At 60.2% G+C, this 26,618-nt stretch carries 27 protein-coding genes and 1 tRNA gene; 13 read left to right on the forward strand and 15 right to left on the reverse strand.

Annotated elements, in window-relative coordinates:
* Positions 1-61 precede the first annotated feature (61 nt).
* Positions 62-511 carry a GatB/YqeY domain-containing protein gene (locus ACSQ26_RS04360; protein ID WP_436006636.1) on the forward strand — a complete coding sequence of 150 codons (450 nt, stop codon included), beginning with the start codon at positions 62-64 and terminating at the stop codon, positions 509-511.
* A 74-nt stretch (positions 512-585) separates the two neighbouring features.
* On the forward strand, positions 586-2,562 hold the full coding sequence (dnaG, locus tag ACSQ26_RS04365) for a DNA primase (RefSeq protein WP_436006638.1): 1,977 nt from the start codon (positions 586-588) through the stop codon (positions 2,560-2,562).
* Between the two features lie 28 nt (positions 2,563-2,590).
* Here dnaG and ACSQ26_RS04370 read toward each other — a convergent pair whose 3' ends face one another.
* The 3 genes from ACSQ26_RS04370 to ACSQ26_RS04380 all read right to left on the reverse strand — a co-directional run bounded on the left by ACSQ26_RS04370 (position 2,591) and on the right by ACSQ26_RS04380 (position 3,587).
* Positions 2,591-2,962, reverse strand: a complete 372-nt coding sequence (locus tag ACSQ26_RS04370; protein WP_436006640.1) for a DUF6481 family protein — start codon at positions 2,960-2,962, stop codon at positions 2,591-2,593.
* A 59-nt stretch (positions 2,963-3,021) separates the two neighbouring features.
* Complete coding sequence (locus ACSQ26_RS04375) at positions 3,022-3,249, reverse strand: hypothetical protein (RefSeq protein WP_436006642.1); 228 nt, start codon at positions 3,247-3,249, stop codon at positions 3,022-3,024.
* A 113-nt stretch (positions 3,250-3,362) separates the two neighbouring features.
* The gene (locus tag ACSQ26_RS04380) at positions 3,363-3,587 is read right to left on the reverse strand and encodes a cold-shock protein (RefSeq protein ID WP_308737968.1); all 225 of its coding nucleotides are present in this window, start codon (positions 3,585-3,587) and stop codon (positions 3,363-3,365) included.
* Between the two features lie 337 nt (positions 3,588-3,924).
* Between ACSQ26_RS04380 and ACSQ26_RS04385 the strand changes: the two genes are divergently transcribed.
* From ACSQ26_RS04385 to tdh, 4 genes are all read left to right on the forward strand, one after another.
* Entirely contained in the window at positions 3,925-5,298 is a 1,374-nt protein-coding gene (locus ACSQ26_RS04385; protein WP_436006643.1) for an FAD-dependent oxidoreductase, read from the forward strand.
* Positions 5,299-5,336: 38 nt separating this feature from the next.
* A complete protein-coding gene (locus tag ACSQ26_RS04390) occupies positions 5,337-6,569 on the forward strand; it encodes an NAD(P)/FAD-dependent oxidoreductase (protein ID WP_436006645.1) in 1,233 nt (410 codons plus the stop codon).
* A gap of 105 nt (positions 6,570-6,674) precedes the next feature.
* On the forward strand, positions 6,675-7,862 hold the full coding sequence (locus ACSQ26_RS04395; RefSeq protein WP_436006647.1) for a glycine C-acetyltransferase: 1,188 nt from the start codon (positions 6,675-6,677) through the stop codon (positions 7,860-7,862).
* Between the two features lie 254 nt (positions 7,863-8,116).
* Positions 8,117-9,154, forward strand: coding sequence for an L-threonine 3-dehydrogenase (gene tdh / locus ACSQ26_RS04400; protein ID WP_436006649.1), 1,038 nt, complete (start codon positions 8,117-8,119; stop codon positions 9,152-9,154).
* A 15-nt stretch (positions 9,155-9,169) separates the two neighbouring features.
* On the opposite strand, the gene ACSQ26_RS04405 is transcribed toward tdh, so the two are convergent.
* Positions 9,170-9,913, reverse strand: coding sequence for a calcium-binding protein (locus ACSQ26_RS04405; protein ID WP_436006651.1), 744 nt, complete (start codon positions 9,911-9,913; stop codon positions 9,170-9,172).
* 483 nt (positions 9,914-10,396) lie between these two features.
* On the opposite strand from ACSQ26_RS04405, the gene rpoD reads away from it, so the two are divergent.
* From rpoD to ACSQ26_RS04420, 3 genes are all read left to right on the forward strand, one after another.
* Positions 10,397-12,457, forward strand: coding sequence for an RNA polymerase sigma factor RpoD (gene rpoD / locus ACSQ26_RS04410; protein WP_436006653.1), 2,061 nt, complete (start codon positions 10,397-10,399; stop codon positions 12,455-12,457).
* Between the two features lie 126 nt (positions 12,458-12,583).
* Positions 12,584-12,877 (forward strand): GYD domain-containing protein, encoded by a 294-nt coding sequence (locus ACSQ26_RS04415; protein WP_436006655.1) that lies wholly within the window; start codon positions 12,584-12,586, stop codon positions 12,875-12,877.
* Positions 12,878-13,080: 203 nt separating this feature from the next.
* Positions 13,081-13,452, forward strand: coding sequence for a hypothetical protein (locus ACSQ26_RS04420; protein ID WP_436006657.1), 372 nt, complete (start codon positions 13,081-13,083; stop codon positions 13,450-13,452).
* A 178-nt stretch (positions 13,453-13,630) separates the two neighbouring features.
* Here ACSQ26_RS04420 and ACSQ26_RS04425 read toward each other — a convergent pair whose 3' ends face one another.
* The gene (locus ACSQ26_RS04425) at positions 13,631-14,362 is read right to left on the reverse strand and encodes an SIMPL domain-containing protein (protein WP_436006659.1); all 732 of its coding nucleotides are present in this window, start codon (positions 14,360-14,362) and stop codon (positions 13,631-13,633) included.
* A gap of 144 nt (positions 14,363-14,506) precedes the next feature.
* Here ACSQ26_RS04425 and ACSQ26_RS04430 point away from each other — a divergent pair.
* Together ACSQ26_RS04430 and ACSQ26_RS04435 are read left to right on the forward strand one after the other, a co-directional pair.
* Positions 14,507-14,582 (forward strand) — tRNA-Ile (locus ACSQ26_RS04430).
* Between the two features lie 546 nt (positions 14,583-15,128).
* Complete coding sequence (locus ACSQ26_RS04435) at positions 15,129-15,500, forward strand: hypothetical protein (RefSeq protein WP_436006661.1); 372 nt, start codon at positions 15,129-15,131, stop codon at positions 15,498-15,500.
* A 335-nt stretch (positions 15,501-15,835) separates the two neighbouring features.
* On the opposite strand, the gene ACSQ26_RS04440 is transcribed toward ACSQ26_RS04435, so the two are convergent.
* Genes ACSQ26_RS04440 through ACSQ26_RS04455 form a run of 4 tightly spaced genes read right to left on the reverse strand, consistent with a single transcriptional unit; the run spans position 15,836 to position 18,760 of the window.
* Complete coding sequence (locus ACSQ26_RS04440) at positions 15,836-16,276, reverse strand: lipocalin-like domain-containing protein (protein WP_436006663.1); 441 nt, start codon at positions 16,274-16,276, stop codon at positions 15,836-15,838.
* A gap of 35 nt (positions 16,277-16,311) precedes the next feature.
* Positions 16,312-16,782, reverse strand: a complete 471-nt coding sequence (locus tag ACSQ26_RS04445) for a cyclophilin-like fold protein (protein ID WP_436006665.1) — start codon at positions 16,780-16,782, stop codon at positions 16,312-16,314.
* A gap of 13 nt (positions 16,783-16,795) precedes the next feature.
* Entirely contained in the window at positions 16,796-17,542 is a 747-nt protein-coding gene (locus ACSQ26_RS04450) for an SDR family oxidoreductase (RefSeq protein WP_436006667.1), read from the reverse strand.
* Between the two features lie 30 nt (positions 17,543-17,572).
* The gene (locus ACSQ26_RS04455) at positions 17,573-18,760 is read right to left on the reverse strand and encodes an MFS transporter (RefSeq protein WP_436006669.1); all 1,188 of its coding nucleotides are present in this window, start codon (positions 18,758-18,760) and stop codon (positions 17,573-17,575) included.
* Positions 18,761-18,857: 97 nt separating this feature from the next.
* Here ACSQ26_RS04455 and ACSQ26_RS04460 point away from each other — a divergent pair, with 97 nt between their 5' ends.
* Positions 18,858-19,757, forward strand: a complete 900-nt coding sequence (locus ACSQ26_RS04460) for a LysR family transcriptional regulator (protein ID WP_436006671.1) — start codon at positions 18,858-18,860, stop codon at positions 19,755-19,757.
* A gap of 166 nt (positions 19,758-19,923) precedes the next feature.
* On the opposite strand, the gene ACSQ26_RS04465 is transcribed toward ACSQ26_RS04460, so the two are convergent.
* The 6 genes from ACSQ26_RS04465 to ACSQ26_RS04490 form a co-directional block, all read right to left on the reverse strand.
* Positions 19,924-20,280 carry a bleomycin resistance protein gene (locus ACSQ26_RS04465; protein ID WP_436006673.1) on the reverse strand — a complete coding sequence of 119 codons (357 nt, stop codon included), beginning with the start codon at positions 20,278-20,280 and terminating at the stop codon, positions 19,924-19,926.
* A 79-nt stretch (positions 20,281-20,359) separates the two neighbouring features.
* Positions 20,360-20,980, reverse strand: coding sequence for a tyrosine-type recombinase/integrase (locus tag ACSQ26_RS04470; protein WP_436006675.1), 621 nt, complete (start codon positions 20,978-20,980; stop codon positions 20,360-20,362).
* A 292-nt stretch (positions 20,981-21,272) separates the two neighbouring features.
* On the reverse strand, positions 21,273-22,319 hold the full coding sequence (locus tag ACSQ26_RS04475; protein WP_436006677.1) for an Ldh family oxidoreductase: 1,047 nt from the start codon (positions 22,317-22,319) through the stop codon (positions 21,273-21,275).
* The gene (locus ACSQ26_RS04480) at positions 22,316-23,203 is read right to left on the reverse strand and encodes an alpha/beta hydrolase (RefSeq protein WP_436006679.1); all 888 of its coding nucleotides are present in this window, start codon (positions 23,201-23,203) and stop codon (positions 22,316-22,318) included. The genes ACSQ26_RS04475 and ACSQ26_RS04480 overlap by 4 nt, the downstream gene beginning before the upstream one ends.
* A gap of 20 nt (positions 23,204-23,223) precedes the next feature.
* Positions 23,224-24,129 carry a VOC family protein gene (locus ACSQ26_RS04485; protein ID WP_436006681.1) on the reverse strand — a complete coding sequence of 302 codons (906 nt, stop codon included), beginning with the start codon at positions 24,127-24,129 and terminating at the stop codon, positions 23,224-23,226.
* A gap of 100 nt (positions 24,130-24,229) precedes the next feature.
* The gene (locus tag ACSQ26_RS04490; protein WP_436006683.1) at positions 24,230-25,066 is read right to left on the reverse strand and encodes a fumarylacetoacetate hydrolase family protein; all 837 of its coding nucleotides are present in this window, start codon (positions 25,064-25,066) and stop codon (positions 24,230-24,232) included.
* Between the two features lie 386 nt (positions 25,067-25,452).
* Between ACSQ26_RS04490 and ACSQ26_RS04495 the strand changes: the two genes are divergently transcribed.
* Complete coding sequence (locus tag ACSQ26_RS04495) at positions 25,453-26,568, forward strand: alcohol dehydrogenase catalytic domain-containing protein (protein WP_436006685.1); 1,116 nt, start codon at positions 25,453-25,455, stop codon at positions 26,566-26,568.
* Positions 26,569-26,618 lie beyond the last annotated feature (50 nt).

Here is a 26,618-nt window from a genome sequence, read left to right on the forward strand (position 1 = left end):
TCCGCGTTGCATTTTTTGTAGGCCGGGGTCATAAGCGCGTCACAATTAGGAGAATCCCGCGATGCGCGACAAACTGATGGATGCCGTCAAAGAGGCCATGAAGGCCAAGCAGCCGCACCGGATTTCAACGATCCGCATGATGCAGTCTGCCATCAAGGATCTCGAGATCGCCAACCGCACCAAGGCGGATCCAACGACCTCGGACGGCGACATCGCGTCGCTGCTTTCAAAGCTGGTCAAGCAACGCGAAGAGTCTGCCAAGATCTATGACGAAGGTGGCCGGCCGGAACTCGCCGCCAAGGAGCGCGAGGAGATCGCGATCATCGGCGAATTCATGCCGAAGCAGCTTTCGGAAACCGAAGTCATCGAGATCATCAAGGGCATCATCGCCGAGACCGGTGCCACCAGCATGAAGGACATGGGCAAGGTGATGAGCGCTCTCAAGGAACGCTATCCCGGCCAGCTCGATTTCGGCAAGGCTTCGGGGCAGATCAAGGGCTTGCTTAGCTGATATCGGCGCTGATCGATTGGCAATCGGTTGGGGACGTGGTTATATCTTCTCCCTAACAAGGCTCCAAAATATCCATGCGCTTTTCGAACCAGTTTCTGGATGAGCTTCGCGACCGCGTCACGATCTCGGACGTGATTGGCCGTCGCGTGACCTGGGACCGGCGCAAGACCAATACCGGCAAGGGCGACTACTGGGCCTGCTGCCCGTTCCATGGCGAGAAATCACCGAGCTTCCACTGCGAGGACCGCAAGGGCCGCTACCATTGCTTCGGCTGCGGCGTGTCGGGCGATCACTTCCGGTTCCTGATGGAATTGGATGGCCTTCCGTTCAACGAAGCGGTGCAGCAGATTGCCGACATGGCGGGCGTGGCGCTTCCCGCGCCCGATCCCGAGACCGAGCGCCGCGAACGCGAGCGGCACAATCTCTTCGATGTGATGGAGCTTGCGACACGCTTCTTCCAGGACCAGTTGCAGACGGCGGCGGGTGCGAAGGCGCGGGCCTATCTTCGCGATCGCGGGCTGACCGGCCGGACGATCGAGACTTTCCGGCTCGGCTATTCCTCGGACAGCCGCAATGCGCTGAAGGCATTCCTGGCGTCCAAGGGTGTCGCCAGGGAACAGATCGAGGCTTGTGGTCTGGTCGTGCATGGGCCGGATGTTCCGGTCTCCTATGACCGGTTCCGCGACCGCATCATGTTCCCGATCCTGTCGTCACGCGAGAAGGTCATTGCGTTCGGCGGCCGGGCGCTGTCATCGGATGCGCCGGCGAAATATCTCAATTCGAACGAGACAGAACTCTTTTCCAAGGGGCAGGTTCTCTACAATTTCTCCCGCGCCCGCCGCGCATCGCAAGGTGCCGATGGTGCTGGCACCATCATCGCGGTCGAAGGCTATATGGACGTGATCGGGCTGGCACAGGCCGGCGTCGAGAACGCGGTGGCCCCGCTCGGCACCGCGCTGACCGAGAACCAGCTGGCGCTGCTCTGGAAGATGACGCCGGTGCCGGTGCTCTGCTTCGATGGCGATGGGGCGGGCATGCGCGCGGCCTCGCGTGCGGTCGATCTGGCACTGCCGCATCTGAAGCCCGGCCAGTCGCTCCGTATCGCGCTTCTGCCCGATGGCAAGGATCCGGACGATCTGGTGAAGATCGAGGGCCGTGCACCGTTCGACAAGGTTATTGCCGAGGCACGGGCGCTGGCCGACATGGTCTGGCTGCGCGAGACATCGGGCGCGACCTTTGAAACGCCGGAGAAGCGCGCCGAACTCGAGGCGCGGCTGAAGCAGGTGACGCAGGTGATCGGCGACGAAAGCGTGCGCCGGCATTACCAGCAAGATATGCGCGACCGGCTCTATGCGTTCTTCCAAAATGCCGCGCGACCCGGCAAAGACGATCGTCGAGGTAATTCACAAAAGAGATCACGAGAGACCCGCGCAGAAAGTAATGCGCCGTCGCAGTCCGTTCAAGTTACTGAAAAGCTTGCTCGATCCGGAGTGGTGGTTGGATATCGCTCACTGCCGAAGCTTCGCGAGAGCGTATTGATCTTAACTGTCGTCAATCATCCGCAACTCTTTTTTGAGGCCTATGACGAACTCTCTCAGATTGAGTTTGAGAATCCAGAATCTCAAAAATTCTGGCAAGCGATACTTTCCATCGCTGCGGCAAGTGGCGATGAACTGACCCGGGAAGAGTTAATAACGGCATTGGAAGTGCGCAATCTGGATAGTCTGCTGGCGAAAATTGATCAGCAAATACGTTACGCCCGTTTGTGGACCGCAAGTGAGCATGCTGCAATTGAGGATGCGCGAGAGGGCTTTGGACAAGCACTCTCTCTTAACATTCGTGCGCGCGCGCTCATTCGCCAACAGCGCGAAATCGAACGTGAACTCGCTGAGGCGACGGAGCATAACCAGAGTGAGTATGTTGAGCGCTTGATGCGCACTCTGAAGGAAGTGCAACTCGAAGTCACGCGCCTGGAAAACCAGGAGGCGCTGGTCGATGGCTTCGGCGTGATGTCGGGCCGCGTCAAGGGGCCGGCCGGCGGCGGGCATTGATCCCGCCGTTCTCAACAATGAATGCTGATCAGCCCTGGCGTGCCTTGCGGGCGGCGTAGCGCCGGTCGCGTTCGGCCTTGCGGGCGGCTTCGTCTTCGATCACGCGGGAGATGCGCAATTTGTCAGCAGCTTCGCGCTCTTCGGCTTCGGCACGGGCCGCAGCTTCCAGCGCTGCCAAGCGTTCGGCTTCCTCGCGCTTGAGGCGTTCCTGTTCTTCGGCCTTGAGGCGATCGCGTTCGGCCTGGCGCTCTTCGCGTGCGGCGGCCAGCGCAACTCGCTCGGCCAGCTTGGCTTCACGCTCGGGATCGCTCTGCGCCGCGCGGAATTTCTCCAGCAGCGCTGCCTTGGTGTCGGTCGCTGCCTTGCGGCGGTCATTCAGTTCATTGTCGCGCTTTTTCAAATCTCGGTTCCATTGGAGGCGTTCAGCAGCCACGGGCCTTTGGCCTTGCTGCATCATGGTCAGGGTTTGCGGCCGCCTTTGGTCGGCTTGGGCGCTTCGGCCGCTGCCGCCAGATCGCTGGCTTCCTTTGCCTTGCGCAATTCGCGCAGGCGCATCGTCTTCTCGTCGCGGGCTTGAACAATCGCGTCGTCTTCGGAGACGATCCGGCTACGTGCCATGAATTGCGATTGTGTCTTGCCGAACGCAGACTCGGCCCGTTCGCGGGCTTTGCTGGTGGATTCGGTCAATATCTTATCCTGTCGGAAATTGCAAAAAGCCAGGCATGGTGCCTGGCTTTGTCTTTAGATCGATCCCACGCAATGCCAGTACATTCGTGGTCAGAGGCGAGATCGGATCTTGATCAAGCAGCGCGAAGCTGAGTGGCGGACATCTTGCCCGACTTGTTGTCACGCTCGAGTTCGTAGGAAAGCTTCTGGCCTTCCACGATTTCGCGCATGCCAGCACGCTCTACGGCGGAGATGTGGACGAATGCGTCTTCGCCGCCGTTATCCGGCTGGATGAAGCCGAAGCCCTTGGTGGAATTGAACCATTTAACTGTGCCAGTGGCCATAATGAACCCTTTCATAGCAGATTGAATTTCCGGCACGCGGGAATGCGCGACAGATTGTGTAGCGATGTTTGAAGAGGGTTCGGCAACTGCACCTGCCAGGGTGCGATAACAAAAGCTCAGCAAGCAAATATCGGTGCTCCATATGTAGGCGCTATGACCCTCGAAAGCAACCGCTAGTTTTTGGGCGGCTGTATTTTCTTCAGGAAATTGAATGCTATGGCTCTGGACAGCCTGTAAACAAGCCAGTTGACGGTCCTTGTCAGAAGCCGCCGCTGGCCTGTCGCGCCTGACATGGTGCAAGCCGCCGCATCCGGCTACTCTCCCGAGATTCATCGTTTTCATGAGATTCCCGATGCCCATCACGCCGACCTTCATCACCGAACCCGCCCGCCAGATAGAGGTTATCCGCCAGACGGATGTGCTGGTCGTAGGCTCGGGTCCCGGGGGGCTGGCGGCCGCACTGGCTGCGGCGCGAGCCGGCGTCGAGGTCACGCTGGTCGAGCGTTTCGGCTGCTTCGGCGGCAATATCACCGTCGTCGGCGTCGAGGGCTTTGCCTGGTACCGGCATGAAGCGACGGTCGAGGCGAACGGCATCGGCCGGGAGTTCGAGGAACGCGCCAAGGCGATGGGAGCTGCGGTGCCCGAGAGCCAGTCGCTGTCCTACGAACTGGATTCCGAGGGCTTCAAGCTGGTGGCCGACCGTCTGGTCGAGGAAGCCGGCATCCATCCGATGCTCCACCGGCAGTTCGTGGCGCCGCTGATGGAGGGCGATACGATCATCGGCATCGTTGTCGAATCCAAGGCAGGCCGGGAGGCGATCCTGGCCAGGCGCGTCATCGATGCCACGGGTGACGCCGATGTCGCGACGCGCGCGGGTGCCGCCACGTTCAAGACGCCGGTCGAACAGATGCAGGCCGCCTCGGTGATGTTTCATCTCGCGGGCGTCGACAAGAAGAAATTCATGGAGGGTATCCGCGCCGATCCGCAGACCTATTCGAGTTGGTCGACCGGCGAGTGGCAGATCGAGACCTCGGGCAAGGAAGACGAGATGTTCTCGCCCTTCCTGGCAAAACCCTTTGCCCAGGCCATCAAGGATGGTGTGATCCCCAAGCATCTCAACACGATCGCCGGCACCTGGGGCGCGATGCACGACAGCGGCGAACTGACCTATATGAACCTCGTCCATCTGGCGGGATGCGACGGCACGGACCCCGACAGCATGACCATCTTCGAGATCGAGGGCCGCAAGCAGGCGATGCTGGCGATCGAGGCACTGCGCCTCTATACACCGGGCTGCGAGGGCGCGCGGTTGAGGAATTTCGGCATGTCCATCGGCATCCGCGACACACGCAAGCTCGATGCAGTCTACAACATGACCGAGAATGACGTGCGCAACGAGGGCCGGTTCGAGGATACGATCGGCATCTACCCCGAGTTCATCGATGGCTATGGCGTACTGATCCTGCCGACGACGGGCCGCTACATGCATGTTCCCTATAGCTGCATGCTGCCAAAGGGCGTGAAGAACCTGCTGGTCGCCGGCCGGGCCATCGGGGGCGACCGTATCGCGCACGCCGCCACCCGCAACATGGCCTGCTGCGCGGTCGCGGGGCAGGGCGCGGGTGTCGCTGCGGCGATCTCGGTGAAGGATGGCAGCGATTTCGACCGTGTCGATATGCCTTCGGTTCAAAGAGAGCTTGAACGGCAGGGCGTCCGAACCTACTGAGAAGCTCAAACAAGAGACTTTGGGCAGGGAAGCCGTCGATGAAGAGCGCAATCGTCCTGGGAGCCGGCATATCAGGCGTTTCCACTGCTTTGGCGCTTCAGGACCGCGGCTGGGCGGTCACGCTGGTCGATCGCAAGGCGCCGGGGCGGGAAACCAGCTTCGGGAATGCCGGCATCATACAATCAGAGGCCGTCGAGCCCTATGCGATGCCGCGCTCGATCCGCGAACTCGTGGATATCGCGTTCGGCCAGACCAATGACGTCTTCTACGCCTTCCGCGAACTGCCGTTCCATATAGGCGCGTTATTTCGCTACTGGTGGCATTCCGAGGAAGGTCGCCACCGCGCGGCCGCCATTGCCTGGGCGAGCCTGATCGCGCAGGCGACTTCGACGCATGAAAAGCTGATCGAACGCGCCGGCGCCGGCAATCTCGTCCGGAAATCCGGCTTTCGTGTGCTTCATCGTACCGCAGCTGAACTCGAAGCTGCCTTGAAGGATGCCGAGCGTAAGAAGGAGGCCTATGGCATCGGCTATACCGCGCTCTCGGCAAGCGAGATGGCGGCAGCCGAGCCAGCGCTCAAGACCGGCGGCGCGGGCGCGGTCCATTGGCTCGATTCCTGGACGGTCAGTGATCCTGGCGGGCTGGTCGAGTCCTACGCCGATCTCTTCCAGCGATCGGGTGGCAGGTTTGTTCATGGCGATGCGGCAACGCTGCGACGCGTCGGCGCGGGCTGGACTGTGATGACGGAGGAAGGATCGATCGAGGCCGAACATGCCGTCTTCTCGCTCGGGCCTTGGTCATCCGACACGCTGAAGAAATTCGGCCATCATTTTCCCATGGTCTACAAGCGCGGCTATCATGCGCACTACCGCTCGCCGGAGCAGCTCAACGCGCCGGTCATGGATAGCGAGAATGGCTATCTTCTGCTGCCGATGCTGGCTGGCACGCGCATTACCACGGGAGCGCATCTCGCACGATTCCATGCCGGCCCGGCCTATAACCAGCTTCAACACGCCGAAGAGTCGGCGAGGGACCTGTTCGATCTCGGCCCGCGCATCGAGGACAAGCCCTGGCAGGGCACGCGGCCGTGCATGCCCGACATGCTGCCTGTCATCGGCCAGTCCCAGCACGAGCGAGGCTTGTGGATGAATTTCGGGCACGGGCACCAAGGCTTTACCCTCGGTCCGGCGAGTGCCGATGTGCTCGCAACGATGATGGATGGCGGCACGCCCGATGTCGATATCCGGCCTTTCCGGCCCGAGCGCTACTGAAAACGATATCCTTCAAACGGCAGAAATCCGGCGTCGCAAATGCAGCATTGGGCGCCGGCTTCTGCTATACCGCTTCGACCTGACAGGCCATGAAAGCAGACCCCGATGACCTCACCCTTTCTCCAGCATATGAGAACCGAACTCGATGGATTGAAATCCGCCGGGCTTTACAAATCCGAGCGTGTGATCACCTCCAAGCAGGCTGGTGAGATCCAGGTCGCATCCGGTGCCAAGGTGCTGAATTTCTGCGCCAACAACTATCTCGGCCTCGCCGATAACGAGGAACTTGCCGAGGCGGGAAAGAAGGCGCTCGATCGCTACGGCTACGGCATGGCCTCTGTGCGCTTCATTTGCGGCACGCAAGAGGAACACAAGCAGCTCGAGGCGCGGATCTCGCAGTTTCTCGGCTATGAGGACACGATCCTTTACTCCTCGTGCTTCGATGCCAATGGCGGCCTGTTCGAAACGCTGCTTGGCGAAGAGGACGCGATCATTTCCGATGCGCTCAACCATGCCTCGATCATCGATGGCGTCCGGCTCTCGAAGGCCAAGCGCTTCCGCTATGCCAACAACGACATGAAGGCGCTGGAGGAGGAGCTCAAGAAGGCCGAGGGCAGCCGTTTCAAACTGATCGCCACCGACGGCGTGTTCTCGATGGACGGCATCATTGCCAATCTCGGCGGCGTCTGCGATCTCGCTGAGAAATACGATGCGATGGTTATGGTCGATGACAGCCATGCGGTGGGTTTCGTCGGCAGGCATGGGCGCGGTTCGCCGGAGCATTGCGGTGTCGAAGGGCGGATTGACATCATGACCGGCACGCTCGGCAAGGCGCTGGGCGGGGCTTCGGGTGGCTATACCTCGGCCAAGCGCGAGGTGGTGGATTGGCTGCGCCAGCGCTCGCGGCCCTACCTGTTTTCCAACACGCTGGCGCCGGTGATCGCAGCGGCCTCGCTGAAAGTGTTCGATCTGATCGAGCATGGCGACGCGTTGCGCGAGCGGCTTGATGACAATGCGGCGCTCTTCCGCACCGAGATGACCAAGCTTGGCTTCACGCTGGCCGGCGAGGGGCACCCGATCATTCCGGTCATGCTGGGCGATGCGTCGCTGGCGCAGGAGATGGCGTCCCGGATGCTGGAGCGCGGGGTCTATGTCGTCGGCTTTTCCTTCCCCGTCGTGCCGAAGGGTCAGGCGCGTATCAGGACGCAGATGTCGGCGGCGCATTCGCGGGCCGATGTCGAGAAGGTGATTTCCGTGTTTGCCGAGGTTGGCAAGGAATTGGGTGTGATTTGATGTCGGGCTTGATGGGAGAACCCCTCACCAAGCGCGCCCAAGCATTCGACTATGTCTCATGCGGGCTTGCTATCCTCTCCCGCAGGGGGAGAGGTAGGGTGCCCTTCACGCTCGGCCTTGCTTGAGGCGAGGTGGTGCAACGAGTTTACCTCTCCCCTTGCGGGAGAGGATACGAAGGCCGGGTGAGCGACGCGAACCCCTGGCCGAAGTTGGTGAGGGGTGAAACCCCGGCAGAATTCGATAGGGAAATTGAAATGTCGAGTATGATGCGAGCGCTGGTCAAGGCGAAGCCGGAAGTCGGTCTCTGGATGGAAAACGTGCCGGTGCCGGAACCGGGTCCGAACGATGTGCTGATCAAAGTGAAGAGATCGGCGATCTGCGGCACCGATGTGCATATCTGGAACTGGGATTCTTGGGCACAGAAGACCATTCCAGTGCCGATGGTCGTTGGTCATGAATTCGTCGGCGAGGTGGCCGAGATCGGTTCGTCCGTCACCAAGTACCAGGTCGGCGAGCGGGTTTCGGGCGAGGGTCATATCGTCTGCGGCAAGTGCCGCAACTGCCGTGCGGGCAGGGGCCACCTCTGCCATTACACCAAGGGCGTCGGCGTCAACCGGCCGGGTTCATTCGGCGAGTTCGTCTGCATTCCGGAGCATAATGTCGTGGCGATCCCTGACGACGTGCCCGACGAGGTCGCCGCGATTTTCGACCCGTTCGGCAATGCGGTGCATACCGCGCTGTCTTTCGATCTCGTCGGCGAGGATGTGCTGGTCACCGGCGCAGGCCCGATCGGCATCATGGGCGCCATGGTCGCCAAGCGCTCGGGCGCCCGCAAGGTGGTGATCACCGACATCAATCCACTCCGGCTCGAACTCGCCCGCAAGTGCGGCATCGATTATGTCGTCGATCCCTCGAAAGAGGACTTGAAGGACGTGATGACCTCGATCGGCATGAAGGAAGGTTTCGACGTCGGGCTGGAAATGTCCGGTGCGCCGCCTGCCTTCCGTTCGATGATCGACACGATGAACAATGGCGGCAAGATCGCCATTCTCGGCATCGCGCCGGATGGTTTCGGCATCGACTGGAACAAGGTGATCTTCAAGATGCTGACGCTCAAGGGCATCTATGGTCGCGAGATGTTCGAGACCTGGTACAAGATGATCGCCTTCGTCCAAGGTGGGCTCGACGTCAGCCAGATCATCACGCACAGGATCAAGATCGACGAGTTCCGCGATGGTTTCGAGGCCATGCGATCCGGCAATTCCGGCAAGGTGGTGATGGACTGGAACTGACGCTGCCTTCAGCGGTCAGAGTTCCCAGAGGTCTATGCCGCGGATCGGCTCGTCGCCATTCGAGAGATTGAGGATGTTCTCGATCTCGAGGTTGTAGCCCGTGACGTGATCGGGATCCTCGTCGTAGATCCGCTCGACGCGATAGGTCTCTTCCTCGGCGTAGAAGAAGGTGATGGTGGTTTCGCCCTTGTAGCCGTCGACCGTAATCACCAGGTCGTCGCCCGACCGCTGGAACATGAGATCGCGCATGGTGATGGTCCAGCTCTTCTCGGTATCGGCGAAGCGAAGCTTGTCGTGCCCATCCATGTCGTCGATCTTGACTGAGCTGTCGGCCGTGATCTTGTATTCGTCATTGCCGATCTTGTCGACGGTCTCAACCGTGCCGCGTCCGATCTCATAATAATCGTCGCCTTCGCCGCCATTCATCCGGTCGTTGCCGGTGTTGGAGAACATCCTGTCGTTGCCGTCGCCGCCGTTCAGGCCATCGCTGCCCGATCCGCCGATGATGATATCGTTGCCATCGCCGCCGCTGATGACATCACTGCCGCTGTCACCGAACAGAAAATCGTCGTTCCCGTCGCCAAATATCTTGTCGCCGCCGCCGCCGCCGCGAATTTCATCGGATCCCTCGCCGCCACGCAGCTTGTCGTTTCCGCCCTTGCCGGAAATGATGTCGGCGCCCTCCAACCCAAGAATCTGGTCCGCAAGACGGGTGCCGTTCAAATCGTCGATGCCGGCGGTGCCTCGCTTCGTTTTCATCCTGGGCCTTCGATCATGCGGGTTGGAACTTTCCGCCGCGCGAGGTCTTCACCATACGGGCGTGCGAAATTCGTTCTCGCATGGGAAGTTTGCCGCAAGCTTTCGTCGGCGTATCCGCTCACGACCTTGTCTTTTGCGATTCGCACCCTAAATAGGAGGCAAGCCGCAGAAGTGAATGGTAACCCGCAGGAATCAGGCTAATTGTCGGTTTTTGAGCTTATTTGCTTGACGAGACATAAAATTGCGGGAATCACCAATTCAGGCAACACTCGAGAATAAATTCATTGCAGGTTGGGTAGGGTACGGGACGATCTATCGCTCGCTTCGGCAAGCGCCGGTTTCGACTGATGAAACGGCGCCGCGATTAATCGGCTCTTAATCCGTCATCCTGTTAGTTCGTCGCTGTTGATTCGCGTGCCGTCAGGCGGCAGGTCACATCCACAGCTTCGTATATCGTTATTGGCGTAGAGAAAGTCACACACTATGGCAACAAAAGTCAAAGAAAACGAAGAGGCGGAAACCGAACGCGAAGGCGCTCCGGACGGCCCGCTTCTGGACCTTTCTGATGACGCCGTCAAGAAGATGATCAAGACCGCCAAGAAGCGCGGTTACGTCACCATGGACGAGCTCAACGCCGTGCTTCCCTCGGAAGAAGTGACCTCGGAACAGATCGAAGATACGATGGCGATGCTGTCCGACATGGGCATCAACGTCGTCGAGGACGAGGAAGCCGAGGAGCAGACGCAGGAAGAGCCCGACAGCGACGGCGATTCCGAAGGCGAGAGCGAAGGCGGCGAGGTTGCCCCGTCGCAGGGCACGCAGCTTGCGACCACCAAGAAGAAAGAACCGACCGACCGTACCGACGATCCCGTGCGCATGTATCTGCGCGAAATGGGTTCTGTCGAGCTCTTGTCGCGCGAAGGCGAAATCGCCATCGCCAAGCGCATCGAGGCCGGCCGCGAAACAATGATCCAGGGCCTCTGTGAGAGCCCGCTGACCTTCCAGGCGCTGATCATCTGGCGCGACGAACTGAACGAAGGCACGACGCTGCTGCGCGAGATCATTGATCTCGAAACCACCTATTCCGGTCCGGAAGCCAAGGCCGCACCGCAGTTCCAGTCGCCTGAAAAGATCGAGGCCGACCGCAAGGCTGCCGAAGAGAAGGAAAAGGTTCGCCGCGCCCGCTTCGGTGGCGGCGAGGACGACGACGTCACCAATGTCGGCGGCGAGGGCATGAACCTCGAGGAAGAGGAAGAAGACGAGGACGAGAGCAACCTGTCGCTCGCCGCGATGGAAGCGGAACTGCGTCCGCAGGTCATGGAAACCCTCGACCAGATCGCCGAAACCTACAAGAAACTGCGCAAGCTGCAGGACCAGCAGGTGGAAGCGCGCCTCTCCGCCTCCGCCACGCTCTCGCCAGCCCAGGAGCGCCGCTACAAGGAGCTCAAGGACGAACTGATCACCGCGGTCAAGTCGCTGTCTCTCAACCAGAACCGCATCGACAGCCTTGTCGAGCAGCTCTACGAGATCAACAAGCGCCTCGTGCAGAACGAAGGCAAGCTGCTGCGTCTCGCCGAGAGCTTCGGCGTCGCCCGCGACGAGTTCCTCAACCAGTATATGGGCGCCGAACTCGATCCGAACTGGATGAAGTCGATCGGCAATCTCTCGGCACGCGGCTGGAAGGAATTCTCCCGTAGCGAGAACCAGACGATCAAGGATCTCCGCCTGGAAATCCAGAATCTGGCGACCGAAACCGGTATCTCGATCTCGGAATTCCGCCGCATCGTGCAGATGGTGCAGAAGGGCGAGCGCGAAGCCCGCATCGCCAAGAAGGAAATGGTGGAAGCCAACCTTCGTCTCGTCATCTCGATCGCCAAGAAGTACACGAACCGTGGCCTGCAGTTCCTCGACCTGATCCAGGAAGGCAATATCGGCCTGATGAAGGCTGTCGACAAGTTCGAGTATCGCCGCGGCTACAAGTTTTCGACTTATGCCACATGGTGGATCCGGCAGGCGATCACCCGCTCGATCGCCGACCAGGCCCGCACCATCCGCATTCCGGTGCATATGATCGAGACGATCAACAAGATCGTCCGCACGTCGCGCCAGATGCTGCACGAGATCGGCCGCGAGCCGACCCCGGAAGAACTGGCCGAAAAGCTCGCCATGCCGCTCGAAAAGGTGCGCAAGGTGCTGAAGATCGCCAAGGAGCCGATCAGCCTCGAAACCCCCGTGGGCGACGAAGAGGATTCGCATCTCGGCGATTTCATCGAGGACAAGAACGCGCTTCTGCCGATCGACGCGGCAATCCAGGCGAACCTGCGCGAGACGACCACGCGCGTGCTCGCTTCGCTCACGCCGCGCGAGGAACGCGTGCTGCGCATGCGCTTCGGCATCGGCATGAACACCGACCACACGCTGGAAGAAGTCGGCCAGCAGTTCTCGGTCACCCGCGAACGTATCCGCCAGATCGAGGCAAAGGCGCTCCGCAAGCTCAAGCACCCCAGCCGGAGCCGCAAGCTCAGAAGCTTCCTGGATAGCTGAGCAATCCACTACGACATCGACGAAAGCGGCCTCCGGGCCGCTTTTTTCATGTGTGATTTGCCGAACAGGCACAGGCGGCGTAAAATCCCTGCGCCGCCCTGCGGGTGGCTTGATGGGAGGATCGCCATGACCACCTATATCCTGTTGCTCAACTGGACCGATCAGGGCGCGCGCAACCTGCGCGAATCGCCCAAGCGCCTGGATGCCGCCAAGAAATCGCTCGAAGCGATGGGGGGTGCGATCCGGGATTTTTACCTGACCATGGGCGAAAGCGACATGGTGGCGATCTGCGAGGCGCCCGATGACGCGGTCATGGCCCGGTTCTGCCTGACTCTCAGCCTAGCGGGTAACGTCAGGAGCCGGACGATGAAGGCGTTTCCGGAATCCGCCTATCGCGAGCTGATCGGGACGATCAACTGAGCGGAGTTGCCGCGCCGCGCCTGAAATTACTTGCGAAATCAACTCGTTATGGTGTTAACGCGCATTCACCATTCTGAACCGATTCTGAACAGCCAGTTCCGAATCCATTCAGCCTCCTCATCCTATTGTCACCTCAACGCTTCAGAGCGGGACGAAAACCAGCCCCTGGAACGTACGAAACAACAGGATTTCAGGAGAGCAAAATGACCTCTATATTCACAAAGATTGCAGTCGCTGCAGCGGTTACCCTTGGCGCATTCGGCGCCACGTCCCAGGCCAATGCCGGCAGCGTCGATGTCATCGTCAAGAACCCGCACGTGGTCGTGAACCCCCGTGTCGTCATCAAGCCCGCGCCGCGCCGTGTGGTTGTCGTCAAGCCGGCGCCTGTTGTCGTGGTCAAGCCGGGATATGGCCGCTGCCAGCCTGGCCTGGCGCTTGCCAAGGCGTCGCGTAACGGCCTCAACAAGGTGGCGATCAGCCGTATCGGCCCGAACCGCGTGACGGTTTCCGGCAAGATCCATGGCGCCTGGGCGAAGATCTCCTTCGCCAACGTCCGCGGCTGCCCGCGCCTGTAACGGCCGGCACGCTCCGGTCCATCTGTCGCCCCCAATTCGCGATGGACCGTCTTCCTCCATGGCTTGCTGCCATGGAGGAAGCAGCGGGCGGACCAAGAAGTTAGGACAGGGCCTGTGAGTGGTGTCTGGCCATGTCCGAGAGCCGGTTTGCTGAAAAGCGAACCGGCTCTTTTACTGTCTATTCGGCGATCGCGAAGGTGACGCTGACATTGACGACGTAGGTATTCTCACCGGCCGCGATCGGCACCGCATCGGCCGCTTCCTTGGCCATCTGCATCCGCATCATCGGCTGCGGATCGGCACCACCGGCGCCTTCGCTGATCTCGACGGCGCGGCCGAGTTTTACGCCCGCGGCGTCGGCGAGCGTCTTGGCCTTGACGGCGGCGTTCTTGACGGCCTCGGTCCGGGCCTCTTCGAGCGCCTTTTCCGGATCGTCGTTGGTGAAGCGGATATCGCCACCCTGGTTGACGCCCGATGTGACCGATTGATCGAGGATCGCGCCGAGCTTGGCGAGGTCACGCACCCGGACGGTCAGGCCGTTGGTGACGGTGTAGCCGTTGAGAATGGGCAGCTTCGGCGTGCCGTCCTCGTTCTGCGGATAGCTGTATTGCGGCTGGATGGCGAGGCCGGACGTCTGCAGATCTCGGTCGGCAATCCCCTGGTCCTTCAGGGCCTTCATGACCGATGTCATGGCGCCATTGTTGATATCGAGCGCCTCGCGCGCGGTCCTGGCCGTCTCGGCCACGCTCAGCGTGACGATGGCGAGATCGGGCACGACCGAGGCATCGCCCTGGCCGGAAACCACGATCACCGGCTCCTTCTTGTCGGAATCATGGGCGGAAGCCATCGATAGCGGCACCGCCACGACGGCGAGGGCGGCGAGAGCGAGACGAAGCGGGTAGGCGGGCATGGTTTTCCCCTTGAGTTGCATGAACATACGTCCTCGCAATCGATTGTGCGCCTTTTGCGGCAGCGGCTTGCCGGCCTCCGATTTTTCCGCTAGAGCCTTCGCCACGTCAATGACCATTGCATCGCGCCCGCACGAGGGCAGAGTGGGCCTGTAGCTCAATGGTTAGAGCCGGCGGCTCATAACCGCTTGGTTGGGGGTTCGAGTCCCTCCGGGCCCACCACCGCTTCCTAGGGATCGCATCGTCCATGCCCGTCTGACGACGGTCCCCGGGCTACATGCCAAATCTAATTTGGCGACCTGACATTACCGCAAACAGACTTTGTTTTCAACCGGTTACCAAAGAATCTTTGGGCAACTGATGAGAATGACTTGTTTTCACATGGGGAATTTGCGCGCGATAAACGGCGTTCGACGGTTGATAAACGGCGTCCAACGCTCGATAACCATTAAATGATTTTTGGGAGAGGCTGGCGCTTTCCACGGCTTTCGCTTTCTCTCGCGCCAACCCGATTTGCCTGCCACCCGTTTCTGGGCAACGGTCTGGTCAACAATTGTGATTCTGGCCCTTTGAGCTCTCACGTGAAGAATTGTTGCTCACAAAATCCAGCACTACTAGCCTACCCGTTTCCCGAAATCCCTTCAAGACAGAGTCTTCCGGCGGGTGGCCCAGATCGGTTGTCGAGGAACCAACAGGATTCCTGCGAGTTCAACATGCTGTCCTCTGTTGCCCGAGAAACGAGGCCGATGAGTTCAATGGGAGGTTCATGTGGCAGAGAAATTCGAAAACGCAAACGGCGGAGCTCCAAACACCGAATTCGAGCGTTCGATCGCGCGCAGTGCGGCTTCCGATGGCTCGTCTTCCGGAACCACGACCAAGACCCCGCCGCTGGTCGATGGTAACGGCAGTGCGCTGAAGCGAGACAAGACAAATGCGGCGGACGACCAACTTAAAGCATTGAAGGCTGAACTCGAGAACCTCAAGCATTCGGTCGCGACGATCGCCACCACGGCGCGGGGAGTGGCGACTGAAAAGGTGGACCTGACAGTCGCCGATGTCGAGGAGGCTTTAAAGCGAAACGTCTTCGCCTCCGTCGGCATCGCCGCGTTGGTCGGCTATCTGTGGGGCAGGACACGTTAAGGCTCATGCCTCGCGACATCGCCCATCCGGTTCGGGAGGTCTCGCGCGGCCGCACATCTGGGCTCGTACTAGCTCCCAAGTTCGCATTCGCCGGCGAGGTCGGCCATTAGCGCTTCAGAGACCTGAGGTCTTGACGCCAGTGGCCCATTGCAGTCATCCATCGAGATGGACCGCTAGATGTGAGCTGATCGAGCAACTTGTTTATCGAGTGTGTTGAGTCACACAGTCTGCATAGCTGGCACGCTAGACGTCCTCCGGGTTAACGAAGGAGGCGCTCCCCGTTCGGGTCGAGCGCCTCCTTCCGTTTCCAGCCCCCTCTCAGTAGGCCCTTCTCCTCAGAGCCGTTCGTAGGTCACACGCCAGCCTTCCTTGGGATCGGCGGGCGTGATCGTGAGCTGATCGTCATCGACCTCGAACTTGCGCTCCATGCGCTGACCGATGAGATTTCGGACAAGCGACGATTCCACCGTGATGGCGAAGGTCCTTTTGGTTTCGTCGACTTCGACTGGGCCATAGTATGCCTCGTAGCCATTTGCCGTGTAGGGCGTCGGTTTTGCGGCGGCGTCCGGGTTCATCGCCTGGACGGAGAGAGTTCCGCCTTGCGAGAAGATGACCTGGCCGGAATAGGGGATTTCGGTCTGCTTGCCGCTCGCGTCGGTGACCTGCAGCGACGTCATGCGCCACGCCCCCATTATCTCGGACTTTCCGTCGTCGGCGAAGGCGGGTGAGGATATGGTCATCGTCAGTGCCATAAGTGCGATCTTGAGGTTTTTCATTCAGTTGTTCCTTCTTGGATGATGGCGTGGATGGTTCAAATCCGTTCGATGCGCACGGGGTATGCGCCGCGAACGAGCAGAGGCTCGAAGTCCCCGTCGAAACGGCCGAGACGGATCAGCCCGTCCCAGCGGTAGTCGTCGTAGAACAGGGCGAGATTGCCCCATGGCTTAAAGTAGCAGAGGTCGCCGGGCCGCTCGTTTCCGAACGGACCGCTGCCTTCCTCGGTCAGCTTGCGAGGCAGATGGACGATCTTCTCGTTCCCACCGAAGTCCTCGATCTGGAGGTCCAAAGGAAGCATCGATGCCAGATCACGTGCCGACGGATTGTCGTAGAGCGTGGCCGTAATCGACAGGTCGTTGAACGTGAACCTGATCCTCACGTCGCTCGGCTCCTGGCTGGCTGGATCGCGACCTTGCTGCCCGCGCACTGCGAAGGGGAAAGTCGCGGCTGCAAGGGCTCCACCCACGATCCTTCGTCGGGTTATAGCCAAGGTGTTCGTCGTCATGGTTCGGGGCCTGTCAAACAGCTTGCGCCGTGGGCCGGAACAGGATTTCGTTGATGTCGACATCGTCAGGCTCGCTCACCGCAAACGCGACTGTCCGGGCGAAGGTGTCCGCGCCGACGGCGATCTGGCTGACAAACTCCTTCGTACCTGCCTGGATGTCCTTCTCGCTGATATGCTCGAGAAGCTCGGTGCTGACCGCGCCGGGCGAGATGATGGTGGTGCGGATGTTGTAGGGCTTCACCTCCTTGCGCAGCCCTTCGGAGAGCGCGCGGACGGCGAACTTGGTGGCGCAGTAGACGGCGGCACCCGGATCGACGACATGGCCGTAGACCGACGAGACATTGATGATGTGGCCGGACTTCCGCGCCTTCATGTGAGGCAGCGCGGCGGCGATGCCATAGAGCACGCCCTTGATGTTGACGTCGATCATGCGGTCCCACTCGTCCACCTTGAGGCGTTCGAGCGGGGCAAGCGGCATTAGTCCGGCATTGTTCAACATGACATCGATGCGGCCGAATTCCTGTACCGCCGTGTCCACCAGGTTCTTGACCTGCTGTCGGTCCGTGACATCGGTCTGAATCGCCCTTGCCTTGTGGCCATTTGCGGTGAGTTCCTCCGCCAGCGCATCGATGCGTTCACGCCGCCGCGCACCAAGTACCACGGCGGCACCTCGCTGGGCGAGATGGCGTGCCGTAGCTGCTCCAAGTCCGCTGCTTGCCCCGGTGATGACGACGACTTTGTTTTCGATTCCTTGAGACATGATGTTCTCCTGTTCGAGATTGTTGAGAGGTCAAACGCGGCGGCCGGCGAGTGCTCCGAACGCGGCGGAGCTCGCAAGAAGGAGGGCGGCGAGAAGGAAAGCGCTCCACCAGCCTGCGATGTCGAAGAGAACGCCACCTGCAAACGCTCCGCCTGCAATGGCCAACTGGATCAAAGCGACCTGGACACCGCCCGCTGCTTCCAACTCACCGGGGACCAACCTCGCCATCCAGGTGTTCCAGGCCACCGGGGTCGGGGTCGAGAAGAATCCCCAGAGCACGAGAAGGACCGCAGTGGCCCACGGTGAAGGCCCGAAGCCGATCAGCAGGAGTGCGATCACGGCGACCGTGCCGGGCAGGCCAATCAGCGCGGCGATCAGGTGTCGGCGCAAAACGAAGCCAATCAGGGACGTTCCAGCCAAACCGCCGAGTCCGACACCCAGAAGCATCAGCGAGAGCGTGTTGACGCCGACCCCGGTGACACCTTCGAGAAACGGACGCAGATAGATCGAAAGGGCGTTCATTCCCATGAAGACGAGACCCGTCGCCGCCATTCCGATCAGGAAGGCGCGATTGCGCAAGAGGCGCAACATCCGGCGGACCGATACGGTCTCAGTCGCGGGCATCTTCGGCAGGACTGCAAACTGCCAGACAAGGGCGACGAGACCGATCGGAACCGTGATCAGGAAGGTGCCGCGCCAGCCGATCAGCCCGCCGAGAAAGCTGCCGAGAGGGGCGGCGATGACGATGGCGAATGCGGTGCCGCCCTGGAGCAGAGCAATGGCCTTGGGCAGGTCCGACTTCGAAGCCAAGCGCGCGAGGATGGCCGTCGAGAGCGACCAGAAGCCGCCGATCGCGACGCCGACGAGCGCCCGGCCCATGAGAAAGACCGCGAAGTTGGGAGCGAGAGCGACGGCCAGACTGGAGAGGACCAGGACCGCGGTGTAGAGCAGGACGACCGCCTTCCGATCGATCTTCGACAAGAGGCCATTGCCGAAGAGGCTGGTGATGACCGCGAAGACGCCCGAGATGGTGATGGCCAATCCCGCCTGTCCTTCCGAAACCGACAGTTCTGCGGCGATCGGGGTCAGGAGGCTGACCGGGAGGAACTCCAATCCGACCAGAAGAAAGGTCAGGAGCGACAGGCAGGTCACGGCCGCCCACGGCGTTTCTGCGGTTTCCGTCGAGACTACGTCATTCGCTGTCAGCTCAATGGCCATTCCGGGCTCTCCTGTGCGGTTGCCGCAACAAATAGCCAAACGGGGTTAGATGGACTAGAAGGTATAATCTGCATGTCGAGGTGAGGGAGATTCAACAATGCGGCGGGACGAGTTCACCGAGATGAGGGCTTTCCTCGAAGTGGCCAGGGAACGGAGCTTCACCCGTGCCGCCGCCAAGCTCGGGCTCACACGCTCGGCGCTCAGTCACACGGTCAGTGCGCTGGAGGAGCGCCTCGGTATTCGGCTTCTTTCCCGCACCACCCGGGATGTCGCCCCCACGGCGGCCGGCGAACGTCTCATTGTGAGCATCCAACCGCACTTTGAAAGTATCGCCGCGGGTCTTAACGCGATCAGTGCGCTGCGCGACAAGCCATCGGGTCAAGTAAGGGTCGTCTGCCCGGACGATGCGGTCGAACTCGTGTTCCGTCCAAAGCTCTCGACCTTCCTGCGGGACTTCCCTGATGTCACGGTGGAGATCATTGTCGACAACGGCTTCACCAACATCGTCGAGCGGCAGTTCGACGCTGGTGTGCGGCTCGGCGAGGCCGTCGCCCGTGATATGGTGGCCGTGCGTATCGGACCTGACGTGTCCTATTCCGTCGTCGCGTCGCCCGACTACCTGAAGCGTCACGAGCCGCTGTCAATCCCGCAGGACCTGACAGGCCACAACTGCGTCAACCTTCGACTTCCAACGTCGGGGGGACTTTATGCCTGGGAGTTCGAGCGGGACGGCCGTGAGTTCAGCGTGCGGGTCGAGGGCCAGCTCACCCTGAGCAACATCGCTCCCGCGATCGACGCTGCATTGGACGGCATCGGTCTTGCCTACGTGCCCACGGACCTCGTCTTGCAGCATGTCGAGCGTGGGCGGCTGCGGCAGGTACTTTCGGACTGGTGCCCGACCTTCCAGGGCTACCACCTCTATTATCCGAGCCGTCGAAATTCCTCGCCAGCCTTCTCGGCATTCGTCGATGCTTTCCGACATAGACAGCGGAAATAGTGTCAGGCCGCGCAGCCCAATGTCTCTTATTGGCGCTTCAGAGACCTGAAGTCTTGGCTCCCGTTGGCCCGAAGCTGCCACGGGAAGACGTCGCTAGCTCCCGATTTGAGGAATCTAACTCGCCAACGATTTAGCAGAAGGTTCCGGATTTATTCGTTCTGCTACATCAGTTTTGGATGAGCCGGATGAGTGTGCCGTCGGGATCGATCAACGCGCCTATGCGCAACCCGCTATTTTCCAGTACAGGTTTATGGACACGGGGTGCGCCCAGGGTGGCTTCTGGGATGTTTGCAGCGAGACAGACGGCGTAAAAATCATCAAGGTCATCAAGCCGGAGGCAGCAGCTGAACCAGCTCGTTGCGGGGTCCAAATCGGGGTGAGGGAAGAACTCAAGATGGATGCTGCCTCGTGTGAGGATCATCCAGCCTCCATCGCGCCAGCTTTCCTGGAACCCCAGACTGGCGAAAAATTGGAAAGTCGCTTCATAGTCGCGCGACGGGAGGTTGGGTGTGGCGTGATCCATGAACGACACTATAAAGTGAGTCGAATTGTCTGCAATTGGCGCGATGGCGACCACCAGCGTTCGCTGATGGCCGCCGATCTCAGAGTTCGATCTGCTCGGCGATCCGCAGCGCGTCGTCGATCTCTATGCCGAGGTAGCGAACTGTGCTTTCCAGTTTCGTGTGCCCGAGGAGGATTTGGACGGCGCGCAGGTTGCCCGTCTTCTTGTAAATCAAGGCTGCCTTCGTTCGCCGCATCGAATGAGTTCCATAGGCGCTCGCTTCGAGCCCAATGCTCCGGACCCATCGGTGAACGATGCGCGCATATTGCCGTGTCGACAAATGAGTTGATTGTCGACGTCTGCCCGGGAACAGATAGCTCCCTCCGGTTCTCTTCACCGACGGCAGCCATGCGGCGAGGGCCGCCTTCGTCTGTTCTGTGACTTCGAACTGGACAGGGCGTCTTGTCTTCTTCTGGATGATCGTAGCCCGGTCCCTGATCGCGCTTCCGGACCAAAGGTCCTCAACTCTCAGTCTGACGAGGTCACACGCGCGGAGCTTGCTGTCGATCGCGAGATTGAACAGGGCCAGTTCCCTGGTTGCGCCGCTCATCTCGAGTCGGACGCGAATTGACCACACGTTCTTGGGCTGAAGCGGTCGCTTCTGACCTACGAGAATACCCTTGTTCCATGGATGACGGGCACGCGGTACATCGGACTCCATGACGGTTCCTCCGCCGCGCCTCCCACCACGTCGCTCCCTATGAGCGTCGACAGAATACCACGACTGGGCGGTTCGTGGCCCAAAGCGGACTCGGAGCTCCCCTGGCGATGCTCTATATTATCATCGGCAGAACACTCAGGCCACTGTCGTCGACAAGTCGATTTAGGCCAGCTCTCAAGAGCACCCTGCGAGGACGGCTGTCACAAGCGCCGATTCAAGGTGGCACAACTGTAGCCGAACCCCGCGGTCCCACCGATGTTCGCTACCTCGCTGGGATCGCTTGCGTCGAGTTTCAGGCAAATGCGTCGGGCACAGCAACGTTCAACTTCGATGCCAGATCGCGCAATCGAGAGGCCGTGCCAGTTGAGAGCGGTATGCCGTCTACCTTCCTTCCAACGGCCAAATCGGAACCGCGTTCGCCAGGTAAATGGACCTTCTCCGTCCCATTCGCTGGCGGAAGAGCAGTGATGGCCGTACCCAGCTCAGTCGCGACCTTGGCGAAGTCGGCGACCGGAAAGAATCCTGGATTGATCACGATCACCATTCCATTGAAGCCGGCATCGCGGTTCTGTGTCAGTGCAGGAGCGATGATAGGATTTGAACCCAGAATGCTTACCAACATCTCGATCATCAAGGAGAGTCCGGAACCCTTTGGACCTGACATTGGCAAGACCGCCTTGACCTTTGCGGGATCGGTCGTGCTAGAGCCATCTTCATCGACACCCCAGCCTTCCGGGATTGTCTTTCCAGAATCCTTGGCGGCCATGATCTTGCCGAGAGCAACGGCGGCGGTCGACATGTCGAGTACGATGGGCCGTGCCGGGTCCGAGGTTGGGACCCCTATCGCTATCGGGTTAGTCGAGACGCCTTCCTTCTTGGAGCCGTGGTAGACCATCAAGGGCTTGGACGCGGACATGACGATGCCGATCTTGCCCGAGAACGTCGCGCGCTCGGCAAAATAACCGATCGCCCCGGCATGGCTCGTTCGCATGATCGAGCATAGGCCAATGCCGAACTTCTCTGCGAGTTCAAGTGCCTTGTCCGTCGCCATTGCCATGCCAGAGGCACCTGGCACCTTGTCTCCGTCGATGACAGCCGTCGCACCTCTCTCCGTCAGATATCGAGGCTCGGCGTGGCCGTGCACAATTCCCCTCTCGACCATCTCAACGTAACGCGGGATGCGGAGAACGCCGTGGGAATCCGCGCCGCGCAGATTCGCCCAGACGAGGAGCTCAGCGGATGTTTTCGCGTACTCGGCGCTAAAACCGCCCGCTTCGAGAAGCGCCCGCGCAAAGTCCTCTAGCGCGACCCGGGAGACGATCGTTTTGCCGCCGCTCATGTCGCGCCCCCGAGTGGCGACGGAAAGAACTTGTCCAGCCAGCCCTTCATCATGGCCTTCGTCCGGGGCGCGTCACTCGGTGCCAGCGGGAAATGAGCCGTGGTGTCAATGAGCATGAGTTCGGTGGGCTGTCCCGCCTTCTCGAACATCCTGATAGATTCCGATGTCGGCGTGATAGTGTCGTTGGCGGTATGGAAAAGAAGAAGAGGACGCGGGGCGATGTTGGCGACGACGTCGTCGGCCCTGAAGTTGTACATGGACCAGGCGGTCTCGACGGGGATTTCCATGATCGCCTTGGGGGATAGGTTCTTGCGCAGGTGCTCCGGAATCGGCACCGCGTCGAACCGTGACATCCAGGCACTTTCACCCGTGTCGCGTTTATGCAGACGTCCTCGCTTGAGAATCCCGGTGAACTTCTCCCACGCTTCCGGCGTCGGGTGCTGCCCGCGGAATTTCCTTTCCCCGTCGCCCCAACCGCACGAAGAGACACAGCAAGCGAACCTCTCATCCGCGCCAGTCGCGTAGACCGACACCGCAGCCCCGAAGCTGTGTCCGGTAATGCCGATCCGTTTGGGATCGACCTCCTCGCGCGAAGCGAGGAAGGTCAGTGCGTTCTTGGCGTCCGCCACCTGGTCGAGGCACCGCACCTGACCGCGCTCACCCTCGCTCTCTCCGCAGCTGCGGAAGTCGAAGCGCAGAGCCACGTATCCGAACGACTCCATCATCTCAGCTTGTATCTGCGCGTGACTCTCGTCTTTCGAGCCAACGAAACCATGGCACACGATGAAGGCGGGCAGCCTCTCGCCGGGTTTGCGGCCATCGGGGACATGCAACACGGCTGACAGCCTCAAGCCGTCGGACATAAATTCGAGTTTTTCCTGCATTGCGGCTTCCTCGGTCTGGATCAGGCGATTTTGGCGAATGGGTGGAAGTACTCGCGCCATTCGAGGGGCGCGGGAGTGCCCCAGACGTTCATGTCGCGGACGTTCCCGGGGCGCTCCAGATTGGTGATGACGTTCGCCACGAAGTCCGCGTCGTCTGCGATATGCGCCATGACGCCCGAGCATTCGATCATCATGCCGCTGGCGTCGGTATAGTAGGCGTATGTGTTGTCGCCCGGCCTATGGCGGCCCGGTCCCCACATCATCTGTTTCCCGTGCCTGTCGAGAATGTCGCCAAGCCGCAGATACTGGTTGAACTCCAGGAATTCGAACGAGACGTGATGCAGGCCCGGACCCGTCCCCTCCACCAGTCCAAGCAGATGGTGCTGCCTGTTGCCGCCATACATCCAGCTCAGACTGTCGTTGACCAGTCGCTCCGACAGGCGCATGCCGGCGATCTGCTCGAGCTGCTTGCGGGTGGCGGCAGGGTTCGGCGTGATGAGGTTGATATGGTCGATCCGATTGGGGCCGACGCCGAGCGTATCGTATCGGCGACCGTAGGTCTTATGGCGGATCGGCGAATGAATCTCGAAGCGAAGTCCCTCCGGTGTCGAGAAGGTGACACCCGCGGCCATGCAGTCCAAGCTCGGGTTTCTCGAGAGTATGGTGCAGCCCGACGCCTCCACGAGAGACGCCGCCTCTTCAACGAGGTCCGCGGTCAGTGCCTCCAAGCCGATCGTATGCGCCGAATTCTCGTTTGAATGCACCAGCACAAGCTCCGCAGCGCGTCCGTTCGAACTTAGCCAAGTCTCGCCGCCGGACCTATGGGTCACGCCAAGGCCCAAGATGTCCGTCGCATCACGAACCACCGCCTCCGGATCGATGACGTTGACCTTCATGTGGCCAACCGCGTGAACGATGTGCGTCATTTCTTCCTCCGAACCTACCTGCTTACCGTTTGAGCCTAGATAGACGATCGATCGCTCGAACGCAAACATAATTTCGAAAATACCGTAAATGTCGAAAATATTACGCGACGCCCACTGTGTTGAGTAGTGTTCCCACGCGAGTGATTTCGACCTCGACCACATCTCCTACTGCGAGAAAACGCGGCGGATGCATGCTCGAGCCGAATCCTTTTGGGGTACCCGTCACGATCACGTCGCCCGGCTCGAGGCGGGTGAACTGGCTGAGGTAGCTGATGAGCCAAGGAACCGGGAACATCATCCGTCTCGTGTTAGCGGATTGCCTCAGCTCGCCGTTCACCCGGGTGGTCAATTCCAACTCGAAAGGGTCCGTTAGCTCGTCCGAGGACACCATCCAAGGGCCGAATCCAGCGGATCGCAAGAAGTTCTTACCCGGAGTGAACTGCGTGGAATGCTTTTGCCAGTCGCGTGCGCTGCCGTCGTTGAAGCAGCTGTATCCGGCGACATGATCGAGCGCCTCGGATTCGGCAATCTTGTGTCCCGGTTGCCCTATGATGACCGCGAGTTCGCCTTCATAGTCGAATTTCTCAGAGACGTCAGGCTTCAGGATCGGCGTCCCATGTCCGGTCTGCGCATTCGCGAAGCGTGTGAACACCACCGGATAGGCCGGCTCGTTTTCGCCGCGCGCGTCTGTCTCACGATAGTTGACTGCGACGCAGATAATCTTGTCGGCATTGGGAATCACCGGGAGCAGGTCCACCTCTTCAAGTCGGAAGTCCGCCTGCAGCCCAGGCAAGTTGTCCAGCGCGTTCCAGTGGGCGGAGATGTGGGTTTTGAGGTCGGGCAGTCCCGTCAGGCGACCGAGGTCGCAGATAGATTCGTCATCGACCATGCAGCCATATCGACTCGATCCTTGACGACTGAAGCTGACATAGCGCATTTCGCTCCTCCTAATAATTTCGAAAATCCGTATATTATCGCAAACATTACCGCAAGCGGTCAGAGGCAGAGATATCGATGTTCCCCTGCAAAACCCGCGGTATGTGCCCGCGTATCGCTTAACGGAGGGACTTGCCATCAGAGCCGACCGCCTCCATTGAACCCTTTGGCGCGCGTCAAGACCAGCCCAGACTCGAAAAGAGCCGCAAGAGACGCCGAGGTTTCCACCTTGTTCAATGACTCAGGACAGGCGAATTTTGTAACTTTGTACTCAGAGGATGAATGATTTTTACGAAAACACTTGAAATTTCGAAAATACGAGAGTAGCTCTGTCAGCCAGGAGGACCCGGCCCACAAAGTCGGGCTGGAAACAAGCGGAGGATCATCATGAGTATTCCTAAGACGATGACGGCGGCGCGTATGCACACGGTCGGTGGCGAGTTGAAGATCGAGACGCTGCCAACACCGACGCCGGGCGATATGGACGTGCTGGTGAGGGTCAAGTCGTGCGGCATAGTTCCAAACCTGGGCAACATTCTCGCCAACTGGACGACCTGGTTTCCGCACATGCCGCTGCCGCCGCTTCCGGCAGTGTTCGGCCTGGACCCCGCTGGTGAGATCGCCGCTGTGGGCAAGGGGGTCCGGAGCCTAAAGGCCGGTGACCGTGTGTACGTAAATCCCGGGAGAAGCTGCGGAACGTGCCGACATTGCCGACACGGCGACCAGATTTCCTGCCGCCACTACGCATTCCAGGGCTACTTTGGCTTCAGCACCGAGGCGCTGCAGACCTTCGACGACTACCCGATTGGTGGACTCAGCGAATACATGGTCGCCCCGGCTTCCGCCGTGGTGACCATTCCCGAGAACATGACATTCGATCAAGCCGCACGGCTGGGCTACATGGGAACTGCTTATTCAGCGCTCAAGAAAGTCAAGGCGGGGCCTGGTGACACCATCCTCGTGAACGGCATCAGCGGCACGCTCGGCATCGGCGGGGCGGTCTTTGGTCTGGCCATGGGCGTAAGCAAAATTCTCGGCACTGGCCGCGACAAGAAGCTTCTCGAAGAAATCAAGGCGTTGGCCCCAAATCGCATCGAGGTGTTCTCAATTGACGATGGAAGTGTGACAGACTTCGCTTTAGCCCACACAGACGGCGAAGGGGTGGATGCATTTATCGACTGCCTCGGCCCCGGCGCAAAACATGAGACTTTCCTGCAGGGGCTTCGCGGCCTGCGCCGCGGTGGCATCGGAGTAGACTGCGGTGCAGTGGCCGGTCCTGTCGCGCTAGATGTTCATTGGCTTATGGATCATAACCAACGGCTATATGGTTCGGCTTGGTTCACCGCCCAGGAGGGGCAGGAGATGGCCGACATGGTTGCCACCGGTGTGGCGGACTTCTCCATTTTGGAGACCCAAGGTTATCCGTTGTCCGATGTCAACAGGGCGATCTCCGGTATTGCCCAGCGTCACGGGGGCTTCTCCAACTACGTGATACATCCTTGAAGATAGGTCCAGCCGTCGCTCGGCCAGCCTTTGCGAACTCAAAGTCATGC

Origin of the sequence: Rhizobium sp. LjRoot254 (assembly GCF_964254105.1) — a bacterium.
GTDB lineage: Bacteria > Pseudomonadota > Alphaproteobacteria > Rhizobiales > Rhizobiaceae > Rhizobium_E.